Source organism: Vibrio zhugei (assembly GCF_003716875.1).
In the GTDB taxonomy this organism is placed as follows: Bacteria; Pseudomonadota; Gammaproteobacteria; order Enterobacterales; family Vibrionaceae; genus Vibrio; species Vibrio zhugei.
Window position 1 is genome coordinate 2,662,132 of sequence record NZ_CP033078.1, and the last position, 12,282, is coordinate 2,674,413.

The 12,282-nt window shown below is 48.0% G+C and carries 10 protein-coding genes; 9 read left to right on the forward strand and 1 reads right to left on the reverse strand.

Features of this window, described 5'->3' with window-relative positions; translation table 11 throughout:
- The first annotated feature begins 12 nt into the window (after positions 1–12).
- The 3 genes from aspA (at position 13) to EAE30_RS17530 (ending at position 4,204) form a co-directional block, all read left to right on the forward strand.
- Positions 13–1,452 carry an aspartate ammonia-lyase gene (gene aspA / locus EAE30_RS17520; RefSeq protein WP_390258059.1) on the forward strand — a complete coding sequence of 480 codons (1,440 nt, stop codon included), beginning with the start codon at positions 13–15 and terminating at the stop codon, positions 1,450–1,452.
- 188 nt (positions 1,453–1,640) lie between these two features.
- On the forward strand, positions 1,641–3,428 hold the full coding sequence (locus EAE30_RS17525; protein ID WP_123017076.1) for a protein-disulfide reductase DsbD: 1,788 nt from the start codon (positions 1,641–1,643) through the stop codon (positions 3,426–3,428).
- Positions 3,429–3,574: 146 nt separating this feature from the next.
- Positions 3,575–4,204 (forward strand): response regulator transcription factor, encoded by a 630-nt coding sequence (locus EAE30_RS17530; RefSeq protein ID WP_123017077.1) that lies wholly within the window; start codon positions 3,575–3,577, stop codon positions 4,202–4,204.
- A 13-nt stretch (positions 4,205–4,217) separates the two neighbouring features.
- Here EAE30_RS17530 and EAE30_RS17535 read toward each other — a convergent pair whose 3' ends face one another.
- Complete coding sequence (locus tag EAE30_RS17535) at positions 4,218–4,889, reverse strand: 7-cyano-7-deazaguanine/7-aminomethyl-7-deazaguanine transporter (protein ID WP_123017078.1); 672 nt, start codon at positions 4,887–4,889, stop codon at positions 4,218–4,220.
- A 406-nt stretch (positions 4,890–5,295) separates the two neighbouring features.
- Here EAE30_RS17535 and gmk point away from each other — a divergent pair, with 406 nt between their 5' ends.
- The 6 genes from gmk to EAE30_RS17565 all read left to right on the forward strand — a co-directional run bounded on the left by gmk (position 5,296) and on the right by EAE30_RS17565 (position 12,089).
- Entirely contained in the window at positions 5,296–5,919 is a 624-nt protein-coding gene (gene gmk, locus EAE30_RS17540) for a guanylate kinase (protein WP_123017410.1), read from the forward strand.
- A 119-nt stretch (positions 5,920–6,038) separates the two neighbouring features.
- Positions 6,039–6,311, forward strand: a complete 273-nt coding sequence (rpoZ, locus tag EAE30_RS17545) for a DNA-directed RNA polymerase subunit omega (RefSeq protein WP_123017079.1) — start codon at positions 6,039–6,041, stop codon at positions 6,309–6,311.
- 36 nt (positions 6,312–6,347) lie between these two features.
- Positions 6,348–8,474 carry a bifunctional GTP diphosphokinase/guanosine-3',5'-bis pyrophosphate 3'-pyrophosphohydrolase gene (gene spoT / locus EAE30_RS17550; protein ID WP_123017080.1) on the forward strand — a complete coding sequence of 709 codons (2,127 nt, stop codon included), beginning with the start codon at positions 6,348–6,350 and terminating at the stop codon, positions 8,472–8,474.
- A 56-nt stretch (positions 8,475–8,530) separates the two neighbouring features.
- Positions 8,531–9,217, forward strand: coding sequence for a tRNA (guanosine(18)-2'-O)-methyltransferase TrmH (gene trmH, locus EAE30_RS17555; RefSeq protein ID WP_123017081.1), 687 nt, complete (start codon positions 8,531–8,533; stop codon positions 9,215–9,217).
- Positions 9,218–9,347: 130 nt separating this feature from the next.
- Positions 9,348–11,426, forward strand: coding sequence for an ATP-dependent DNA helicase RecG (recG, locus tag EAE30_RS17560; protein ID WP_123017082.1), 2,079 nt, complete (start codon positions 9,348–9,350; stop codon positions 11,424–11,426).
- A gap of 96 nt (positions 11,427–11,522) precedes the next feature.
- Positions 11,523–12,089 (forward strand): hypothetical protein, encoded by a 567-nt coding sequence (locus EAE30_RS17565; protein ID WP_123017083.1) that lies wholly within the window; start codon positions 11,523–11,525, stop codon positions 12,087–12,089.
- Positions 12,090–12,282 lie beyond the last annotated feature (193 nt).

The window sequence follows — 12,282 nt, forward strand, 5'->3', positions numbered from 1 at the left end:
ATGACTATCGAAATGATGACAGCTCCTGCTCATCAAACTCCAATGCGACTAGAAGAAGACTTGCTGGGTCAACGTGAAGTGCCTGCCAACGCGTATTATGGCATTCACACGCTCCGTGCGATGGAAAACTTTCAAATTTCTAGTGTGACCATTTCAGATGTTCCAGAATTTATTCGTGGCATGGTCATGACGAAAAAAGCGGCGGCGCTCGCCAACCAAGAACTTGGCGTGCTCCCTAAAGATGTGGCGACAGCGATCATTCAAGCCTGTGATTGTATTTTAACCACAGGAAAGTGCATGGATCAGTTTCCTTCTGATGTGTTTCAGGGGGGAGCGGGTACCTCGGTCAATATGAATACTAACGAAGTCATTGCTAATTTGGCACTGGAGATTATGGGTCATGAAAAAGGTCGTTACGATATTATCAACCCTAACGATCATGTGAACCGCAGCCAATCAACCAACTGTGCTTATCCGACTGGGTTTCGTATTGCCGTGTATAACAGCATTAAGCAGTTGATTCACTCTATCAATTATTTAAAAGCGGAATTTACCGCTAAGAGTGAAGAGTTTGACCATATTTTAAAAATGGGTCGGACTCAGCTACAAGACGCCGTTCCTATGACCGTGGGACAAGAGTTTCACGCTTGGTCTGTCACCTTAAACGAAGAAATTCGTGCTTTAGAATACACCTCAAAGCTGTTGCTAGAAGTGAACTTAGGGGCAACCGCTATTGGGACAGGCTTGAACGCGGCTCCGGGTTATCAGCAAATGGCCGTCCGCCATTTAGCCGAAGTCACCCACTTGCCCGTGGTACCAGCAGAAGACTTAATTGAAGCAACGTCTGACTGTGGCGCGTATGTGATGGCTCACGGTGCGCTAAAACGCCTTGCGGTAAAAATGTCGAAGCTTTGTAATGACTTGCGGTTACTGTCTTCAGGCCCACGCGCAGGCTTGAATGAGTTAAACCTACCGGAATTACAAGCGGGTTCATCGATTATGCCTGCAAAAGTTAACCCTGTGGTACCCGAGGTGGTCAACCAAGTGTGCTTTAAAGTCATGGGCAATGACAACACCATCTCTATTGCAGCCGAAGGCGGCCAATTACAGCTGAATGTGATGGAACCGGTTATCGCGCAATGTATGTTTGAATCGATTTCGTTGCTTTCTAATGCCTGTATTAATCTGCGTGATAAATGCATTCACGGCATCACAGCCAATAAAGAAGTCTGTGAGGGTTATGTCTTTAACTCGATTGGTATCGTGACGTATTTGAATCCTTACATCGGTCACCATGAAGGCGATATTGTTGGTAAGATTTGTGCGGAAACAGGCAAAAGCGTTCGCGAAGTTGTACTGGAACGTGGGTTGCTGACCAGTGAGCAACTTGATGAGATTTTCTCTTCCAGTAACTTAATGAATCCGTCGTATAAAGGAAAGCGTTACAATTAAGTCTGAATCGCGGACTTGAGAGCTCGCATCAAAGACTGCCATGAAAAGCTTCCGTAAGGGAGCTTTTTATTGACGGTGCTTTTTTAACTATGCTTAACTCAGTGAAACGCCATCGTGAATGTCGGTCGACCGTACACCGACCTATTCATGAGCCATGATGTTATTACTACCAAGGCCTGTTAACTACCATGATCATACGTTGTTTAGCGATTCTCGTTTGGGCGCTGCTCTACCTGAGCCCTGCGCATGCTGCTCTCTCCAAAAGCTCATTTTCCTTATCTTCGCACAATAACGCGTTTCTTCCTGTTGATCAGGCCTTTGCGTTTAGCTCTTATCAGCAAGGCGACCAAATCTATCTTGACTGGCAAATTCAGTCTGGCTACTACCTCTATCAAGAACGCATCAACCTACAAGGCAAGCAGTTAACACTCGGCGATTATTCGCTCCCTCAAGCGACGCCGCATCATGATGAGTTCATGGGGGATGTCCACATTTATACCGAGCCGACCTCGCTGCGTCTCCCGCTCAAAAAGGTCGGTAACCAAGCCAGCCTCACCATTACCTATCAAGGCTGTGCCGAAGCCGGATTTTGTTATCCCCCCGAGACTCGCACCATTGACGTTAAGCCCCTCTCTCAGAGCGGTACACCACCATCAACCGTGCAGACCTCGGGCCAAGCGACGTCCAGTCAGGCCAGCGCCCCACCACCGAAGAATACCGCCTCTCTGACGGAGCAGCTGGTTGAGCATTGGTGGACCCCCATCTTATTCCTGCTCCTTGGGATTGGCTTGGCATTCACTCCCTGTGTTCTGCCTATGTACCCAATTCTAACCAGTATCGTCTTGGGTAACCGCCAACAAAGTACCAAGCGGACATGGGGACTGAGCTTGCTGTATGTACAAGGTATGGCTCTGACTTACACCCTCTTAGGATTATTAGTCGCATCAGCCGGCATGCAATTTCAAGCCGCGTTGCAGCAACCAGCGATTCTGATCACCACCAGTCTTGTCTTTGTGGTGTTGGCGGCCTCAATGTTTGGTCTGTATACCTTACAGCTTCCAAGCTCATTGCAAACTCGCCTCAATCAATGGAGTGATGGGCAACGGGGTGGGCATAGCCTAGGCGTTTTTGTGATGGGGGCGATTTCAGGGTTGGTCTGCTCGCCCTGTACCACTGCGCCGTTATCGGGTGCATTGTTGTATGTGTCGCAAACGGGTGACTTGCTGACCGGTGCGGTCACGCTTTATGCCCTGTCGCTCGGTATGGGAATTCCCTTAATTTTAGTCGCCGTATTCGGACAAAAATTACTGCCACAAGCAGGCCAATGGATGACCCATGTTAAAACGCTATTTGGCTTCATTTTATTGGCGGCGCCTTTATTATTACTTGAACGTATCCTGCCGACAGAATGGATCATGTGGCTGTGGTCTGCGCTCGGTCTGGTCAGTTTTGGTTGGCTTTATCATGTGCACAATGCAACAGCGACGAACACATGGAAAAATAGCGTACTGGCGATTATCGCCATCATTGGTCTGTGTGGCTCAGCCTTGCCAATTCTCATGCAGGTGATGCCTCTTGCGACTCAGCAAAATGCCAATGCGCCAGTGATGAAACTCACTAAACACAAAGTCCACAACCTCGCGGAACTCAAACAACAGCTGGCGCTCGCCCAGCAGCAAGGCAAACCCGTGATGCTCGACCTGTATGCAGATTGGTGTGTCGCCTGCAAAGAATTTGAAAAATACACGTTCCAAGACCGTCAGGTCATTGAACATTTGAACGACTTCGTCGTGCTGCAGGCGGATGTCACGGGCAACACCCCAACCGATATCGCCTTACTCAAGCATTTACATGTCCTCGGCTTACCCACCCTCGACTTTTGGGATGCCGAGGGCCAAGCGCTACCCGACGCTCGCATCAGTGGGTTTAAAAATGCTGAGCATTTCATACAGCATCTGCAGCAACATGCTTTATAAAAAGTAGGCGGTGTGATCTCTCAACTTGATGGGGCACGCCGCACAAAATCAGAGCTAGTGCAGACTTTTCAAACTCATATATTGTTCACAACCCAAAACCGCAACATACTGGAACACCAAGGATTAAGTAACCAGTACCGCACACCATGAACGCAACCTACTCTATTCTCATTGCCGATGACCATCCGCTGTTTCGCAATGCCTTATTACAATCCATTCAAATGGCGTTCACGCACACCCGTCTGCTGGAAGCGGATTCACTGCATACGTTGGTACGTTTATTAAACCAAGAAGAAGAGATTGATTTGGTGCTATTGGATTTAAAGATGCCGGGCACCAATGGGATGTCTGGGTTAATTCAGTTGCGTGCGGAATATCCAGATTTACCGATTGTGGTGATTTCAGCCAGTGAAGAGAGCGCTATCGTATCGCAAGTGAAACACTATGGTGCTTTTGGGTTTATCCCCAAATCAAGCGACATGAAAACCCTCATTGCCGCTTTACGTCAGGTATTGGAAGGCGCGCCTTATTTTCCAGAAGAGATGTTAAACAATGGCCATGCGTTCGATGATGTCTCGGAACGTATTGCTTCTCTCACCCCACAGCAATACAAAGTCCTCAACATGCTCTCTGACGGCCTGCTCAATAAACAAATCGCTCATGAATTGCATGTCTCGGAAGCCACCATCAAAGCGCATTTAACTGCGATTTTCCGTAAATTAGACGTAAAAAATCGCACACAAGCCGTCATTTTACTCCAAGAACACCACAGCTAATGGCAAGCCATGCCTATGATCTCGCACTGGCGACGAACGCCTGACCATTCACGGTGGTGAGCTTACGAATTAAGAAGTTCAATAACACACCGTACATTGGTACAAATAACCCCAAACTAATGATCAGCTTAACGCTGTAATCGACAAGCGCAATTTCAGTCCAGTGTTCAGCCATAAAACTATCGGGGCTTTGATAAAAAGCAATACTGAAAAAAGCGATCGTATCAAGCGCATTACCAAATAATGTCGACGCGGTAGGAGCCACCCACCATTGCTTCATCTGACGTAAGCGGTTAAACACATGGATATCCATGATCTGCCCCAATAGATACGCCATAAAGCTTGCTGCCGCAATACGTGCAACAAAGACATTAAAGGTGCTCATATCGGCAAACCCTTGATAGCTGCCTTGCGCAAACACCACCGACAAGACATACGAGATCATTAACGCGGGTAGCATGACAAAAAAGATGATGCGACGCGCCAACTTGGGCCCATAGATCCGCACCGTCAGGTCCGTTGCTAAAAAGATAAACGGAAAGGTAAAAGCTCCCCACGTGGTATGCAGAGAAAACACGGTAAATGGGATCTGCACGAGATAGTTACTCGATGCAATCACCAACAAATGGAAGAGAACAAGATAGGTCAGCGCTTTGCGCTGTTGAACAGCAGTAAAAGAAGTCATTATGAACCTTTTTAGTTTGATTTGGGGGCGAGGGAACCCAAAAATAGAATAAATTGTTCCAATATCACGTCATTCGATGACCGGATATTAGCTAAGCAGGCGAATTATACGCGTCTATCATCAAGGTTCAATACACGTTGCAATAGCAAACGGTTCCCTTACCCACTTTTTTACTGGTGTGTTTGCTGACGTCGTGTGCGGATTTATTCGACAATGTCGTGTGCTAATTTCCCTTACGTTTAACACGCTTTTTCTTGAGAAGATCCTTCGGATCGTGCTAATCTTCGCCTCCATTTTTCTGACTTCCGTAAGGCCCTCTTCGACGCTTTTATGGAGTCAGTGCTATCTTTAGGGTGTGATAAATCACTTTATGACACGCAATCACAACCAACGTGGAACCGAACAGATGAGCAAAGGCACGCTTTATATCGTTTCAGCGCCGAGTGGTGCTGGTAAATCGAGTTTAATTGCCGCTTTGTTGGAGCGTAACCCAACTTATGCAATGAAAGTTTCTGTATCACATACCACACGTGATATGCGACCTGGTGAGCAAGATGGCAAACATTATCACTTTGTAGAAAAAGCGCATTTTGAATCCTTAATTGCGAAAGGCGAATTCCTAGAATACGCCGAAGTCTTTGGTAATTACTATGGGACATCACGCGTTTGGATTGAAGAGACCTTAGAGCAAGGTGTCGATGTGTTTTTAGACATTGATTGGCAGGGGGCTCGCCAAATTCGTAAACAGATGCCACATGCCAAAAGCCTCTTTATTCTTCCACCATCCCGTGAAGAACTGCAGCGTCGCCTCACCGCACGCGGCCAAGATAGCCAAGACATCATTAGTGCACGCATGAGCAAAGCTCAAGCTGAGATTTCACACTATGATGAGTACGACTATGTCATCATCAATGATGACTTTGACCTCGCGATTATGGATTTTAAAGCCATTCTACGTGCGGAAAGATTGAAGCAAGATAAACAAGCTGCTAAATATAGTGCTATGTTTGCTGCTCTTTTGGCGGACTGAACCTTTTTTGTTGAGTCCCCATTAAAAATACACACAGTGTGATGCTAGTATATCGTTAGTTTAGACTGTATACTTTCTCGTCATTCAATATTTTAGTTAACTATATATTTGGAGTTCCCATGGCACGCGTAACTGTTCAAGACGCTGTTGAAAAAGTCGGTAACCGTTTCGACTTAGTTCTTATTGCGGCTCGCCGCGCACGTCAAATTCAAACTGGCGGCAAAGATGCATTAGTGCCAGAAGAAAACGATAAGCCAACCGTTATCTCTCTACGTGAGATTGAAGAAGGTCTTATCACAAAAGACGTGCTTGATGCACGTGAACGCCAAGAGCAGCAAGAACAAGAAGCAGCAGAATTGGCCGCTGTAAGCAGCATCGTTCACAACCGTTAATTCTGTACGGCATCAATTAACACTCGGGCCTGAAATTTGTATCTATTTGATAGTCTCAAGGATGTTGCCCAAGAGTATCTGACAGAGCCTCAAGTTGAGGCTCTACGTCGCTCTTATCAGGTAGCAAGAGATGCCCATGAAGGGCAAAACCGCTCAAGCGGAGAACCATACATCATCCATCCCGTTGCGGTTGCACGGCTTCTCGCAGAAATGCGTTTGGATTTGGAAACACTGCAAGCCGCTTTGTTGCATGATGTCATCGAAGATACTGACGTCAGTAAGGAAGAACTCGAAGGTGAGTTTGGACATGCTGTGGCCGAGCTCGTCGATGGGGTATCCAAACTCGATAAGTTAAAATTTCGCGATCGCAAAGAAGCACAAGCGGAAAACTTTCGTAAAATGATACTGGCGATGGTTCAGGATATCCGCGTCATTCTTATTAAATTGTCCGATCGTACTCATAATATGCGTACGCTAGGCGCTCTGCGTCCAGACAAACGCCGTCGTATTGCCAGAGAAACCCTAGAAATCTATGCTCCCCTCGCGCACCGCTTAGGTATTCATAACATCAAAACCGAACTCGAAGAGCTGGGCTTTGAAGCATTGTATCCGAACCGCTATCGCGTGATTAAACGAGTCGTGAAAGCCGCTCGCGGTAACCGCAAAGAAATGATTCAGCGTATTCACGATGAAATTGAAGGCCGCATTGAAGAAGCGGGACTCCAAGCGCGTGTCGTTGGACGTGAGAAGAATTTATACTCCATCTACAACAAGATGAAGACCAAGGAACAACGTTTCCATACCATTATGGATATCTACGCGTTCCGAGTCATCGTTGATACAGCCGATACGTGTTATCGCGCTCTCGGTCAAGTCCACAGCTTATACAAACCACGCCCAGGCCGGATGAAAGATTACATCGCGGTACCAAAAGCCAACGGTTATCAATCGATTCATACCTCAATGGTTGGCCCACACGGCGTCCCCGTCGAAGTACAAATTCGTACCGAAGATATGGACCAAATGGCCGACAAAGGTGTCGCGGCTCACTGGTCGTATAAATCCGATGGCGAACGCGGCGGAACCACTGCGCAGATCAAAGCACAGCGCTGGATGCAAAGCTTACTCGAATTACAACAAAGCGCCGGTAACTCGTTTGAGTTTATCGAAAACGTTAAATCCGATCTGTTCCCTGACGAAATCTTTGTCTTTACCCCCAAAGGTCGCATCGTAGAATTACCGGTGGGTGCAACCGCGGTCGATTTTGCTTACGCGGTGCATACCGATATCGGTAACTCTTGCGTTGGCGCCCGTGTTGATCGGCTGCCTTATCCATTGAGTAAACCGCTGAAAAGTGGCCAAGCCGTTGAAGTGATTAATGCGCCAGGCGCCAGGCCGAATGCAGCCTGGTTGAACTATGTTGTAACCTCGCGTGCTCGCACTAAGATTCGCCAAGTGCTCAAAACCATGCGACGTGAAGATTCCGTGATGCTGGGGCGCCGCCTATTGAATCACGCTCTCGGTGACTACTCATTAGATGACATCAATGATGATACGATCCAGCAGGTACTGTCTGGGCTCAAAGTCGCCTCAATTGATGATATGCTGGCTTCCATTGGTTTGGGTGAGCTGATGAGCATTGTGATTGCACGGCGCTTATTAGGCGATACGGAAGAACTCGCGAATCACACGGTCGACAAAAATGCCGTTGCCTCAAAACGCAAGATGCCAATCCGTGGTGCTGAAGGGATCTTATTGACCTTTGCGAACTGTTGTCATCCTATCCCAGATGATTCGATCATTGCTCATGTGTCACCTGGCCGTGGCCTCGTGGTACACCGTGAAACCTGCCCTAATATTCGTGGCTATCAGCGCGAACCAGAGAAGTACATGGCGGTGGAATGGAGTCAAGATTATGAGCAAGAGTTTATTGCAGAGCTCACCGTCGATATTCTTAATCGCCAAGGCGTTCTTGCGGAACTGACGAACGTCATTTCTCAGACCGGCTCCAATATTCAAGGTTTGTCCACTGAGGAGCGCGACGGTAGACTTTATACCGTAACGATTCTGCTCACGACGCAACACCGCGTACATTTGGCGAGTATCATGCGCCGCATTCGCGCAATGCCGAATGCCCTCAAAGTCAGACGTAAAAAACATTAATTCGTCCCCGGTTCCCTGCGCATAGCAGGGAACGCTCCATCAGGAACGCCAGTGTTATGAACCCAGAACGTTACGCCCGAATTCAAACTGTGCTGCGCGCACGCCAACCCGATCTAACCCTGTGTTTAGAAGAAGTGCATAAGCCGAATAACGTTTCGGCGATCATTCGCAGCGCTGATGCCACTGGATTACACCGCATTCATGCTGTGTGGCCTAATAAACAAATGAAAACACTGGCACATACCTCGGCAGGCGCTCGTAACTGGGTCGAAGTCGACACTCACGACACCATTCAAGAGGCGCTGACTGAAATAAAAAGCCAAGGGATGCAGGTACTCGTTACCCACCTGTCCGACACCGCGGTCGATTTTCGCGACGTTGATTATACCCAACCCACCGCGATCATTCTCGGCAGCGAAAAAACCGGCATCACCCCAGAAGCACTCGCGCTTGCCGATCAAGACATCGTGATTCCTATGGTCGGGATGGTGCAATCGCTGAACGTATCCGTTGCCAGCGCCCTCATTTTATATGAAGCGCAGCGCCAACGTCAGTTAGCGGGAATGTATCAACGGACACACAGTCCGCTGCCCCCCGAGACCATTCAGCGTATTCTCTTTGAGCGCGGTCACCCCGTATTAGCGAAAGTCGCCAAACGGAAAGGATTGGCCTACCCCAAATTGGATGACCAAGGACAGATTGTCGCCGATCCTGCTTGGTGGGCAGAAATGCAACGCGCTTAACTCCAACACCAATGCCGAAAAAAGACGCATAACTGTGCTATTTCTCGCAATTAGTCCGGTTTTTCCCTGTACAAAAATACAGTCTAGTGTTTGAATAAATGGCAGTATAGTGCGTAAAGAGCTCAACCTTATGTCTCAATTGCTTTCTGCTGTTCCTCTAACCTCTTTATCTGGTGTCGGCGCCAAAGTGGCTGAAAAACTAGAAAAAGTCGGCTTAGTCACGGTACAAGATCTGCTATTTCATCTGCCGCTACGTTACGAAGATAGAACCAGAATCTACCCGATCAACAAACTTCACCCCGGTATTTGGGTTGCGGTACAAGGTAAGGTGATGAGCGTGGATACCGTCTTTGGGCGGCGTAAAATGTTGGCAGTTCGCCTCAGTGATGGCAATGGCTCAATCACACTACGCTTTTTCAACTTTACCGCAGGCATGAAAAACACCTTTACCGAAGGGCGATTGGTGTACGCCTATGGCGAAATAAAGCGCGGGCAATATGGCCTTGAAATTGTGCACCCTGAGTATAAATTTTTCACACCAGCCACCCAACCCGATGTCGAACCCAACCTGACACCCGTCTATCCAACCACTGATGGTTTAAGACAAAACACTCTACGTAACCTGACCGATCAAGCCTTAGCGCTATTGGATAAGGCCGCCGTTCAAGAATTATTGCCAGCGGGTCTCTATGATCATCAAATGACGATGGGAGAAGCACTGCATATCATTCATCGTCCATCGACAGATATCGATCTCTCTTTGTTTGATGACGGTCGCCATCCGGCGCAAATTCGCCTGATTATGGAAGAATTACTGGCTCAGAATCTATCCATGCTGGCTGTGCGTAGCCAAGGCCAACAAGATAAAGCCTTACCGATTGCAACGTCGGTTGAATGGAAAACGGACCTATTAAATCAACTGCCCTTTACCCCAACGAACGCGCAAGATCGCGTAGTCAAAGAGATTGAAGCGGATTTAAGCCAACCCTACCCAATGATGCGTTTAGTCCAAGGAGATGTGGGATCGGGCAAGACTCTTGTGGCCGCTTTAGCCGCCGTTCATGCCATTGCGAGTGGCTACCAAGTGGCTCTCATGGCGCCCACGGAATTACTCGCCGAACAACATGCCATCAACTTCGCGGGCTGGTTTGAGTCGATGAATATCCAAGTTGGTTGGTTAGCGGGAAAGTTAAAAGGCAAAGCCAGAGAAAGTGAATTAGCACGTATTGCCAGTGGTGAAGCGCAGATGGTAGTGGGGACGCACGCGCTATTTCAACAACATGTGACATTCCATAATCTCGCATTAGTCATTATCGATGAACAACATCGCTTTGGTGTCCACCAGCGTTTAGAGCTACGTGAGAAAGGCGTTCAACAAGGGGCTTTTCCTCATCAATTAATTATGACGGCCACCCCGATCCCTCGAACACTGGCAATGACCGCCTATGCCGATCTCGAAACCTCCATCATTGACGAGCTGCCACCTGGGCGTACTCCGATACAAACGGTGGCGATTCCGGATACCAAGCGCGATACGATTATTGAACGCGTCAGGCATGCCTGCCTTACCGAAGGCAAACAAGCGTATTGGGTGTGTACATTAATCGATGAATCGGAAGTATTAGAAGCTCAAGCCGCCGCCGACATCGCCGAAGAACTGCAAACCGCACTGCCAGATGTGAAAATAGGTCTTGTACATGGACGGATGAAAGCCTCAGACAAGCAAGCCGTCATGAAAGCGTTTAAAGACAACGAACTCAATTTATTGGTGGCCACCACTGTGATTGAAGTCGGTGTGGATGTGCCCAATGCCAGCTTAATGATCATTGAAAACCCAGAACGCTTAGGGCTGGCGCAGTTACACCAATTACGTGGCCGAGTCGGCCGAGGCTCCGTCGCCAGTCATTGTGTCTTGCTCTATCATGCACCCCTGTCTAAAACCGCGCAAAAACGGCTGGGTGTCTTACGCGAAAGTAATGATGGTTTTGTCATTGCGCAGCGCGATTTGGATATTCGCGGCCCCGGAGAACTGCTGGGCACGAAACAAACTGGGATTGCGGATTTTAAAATCGCCGATTTACTCAGAGATCAATCGCTCATTCCAGAAGTGCAACGAATTGCGCGTTATCTTCACGATCACTACCCAACGAATGCCCAAGCGATTATCGACCGTTGGCTTGGCAGTCGAGAACATTATTCGCATGCTTGATCCCCTCTTTTATGATTATGATTGTTAACCAATGCTTACCCGAGGTGGAGATAACATGACGTACACAACCACGTATAATGACCAATTAAGGATGCTATGAATACGCCTACACTGATTAATGAGATCAAACAACGCATGGCTCAAGGAGAGAGTAAAGAGGCGATTTTTGCCCATCTGCGCTCCCGTGTCGATAAAGAACATCGCTTAGCCTTGATGATCGCCTCGGTGGTGTCTCCTGAACGTGCTGCTCAGCATCGCCTAGCGCACCGCAACCTGATTGGCTTAGTGTTCCTGTTAACCATTCCAATGATGTGGTTAGCTCATTACTTTGTCACCGACATTCAACAACAACGCGGCCCTCTTGAGTGGTTTTTTACCGCCTGTATTGGTCTACTCTTTCCCGTCATTAATGGCATTGGAATGTGGCGGCTACGCCTGCATGCGTTTACGAACTTTTTAACCTTTGGCTTTCTCTTTATTGTGATGACCATCATCACCATGCAACAACATGCCATCTCATGGTCATGGGGCATTGTTGTCGGCCTGTTAGCGGCACTCGCACTCCTGAGCTATTGTCTGTATGTGCGAGCCTTACTTTTTCCAGCCGTATCGTTAACCGGTTCGGTCAAACAAACCGCCAACAGCCATTATCGCCTCGATTAATTCCTCAAACGACTACTCGTCATGACAGAACGGCATGGCGAGTTCTCATGCAGACGCCCCCTCTGAGTTCACGCCAACGTTACCTCTGATTAGCAAACGATTGCTTTTCCGTGTAAAGCCTCTATAATCTCGCCCTTATTTGGTTGCGACTTCGCCAAAAACCAATCCTGAGCAGACTCTGACTAACAGCAAT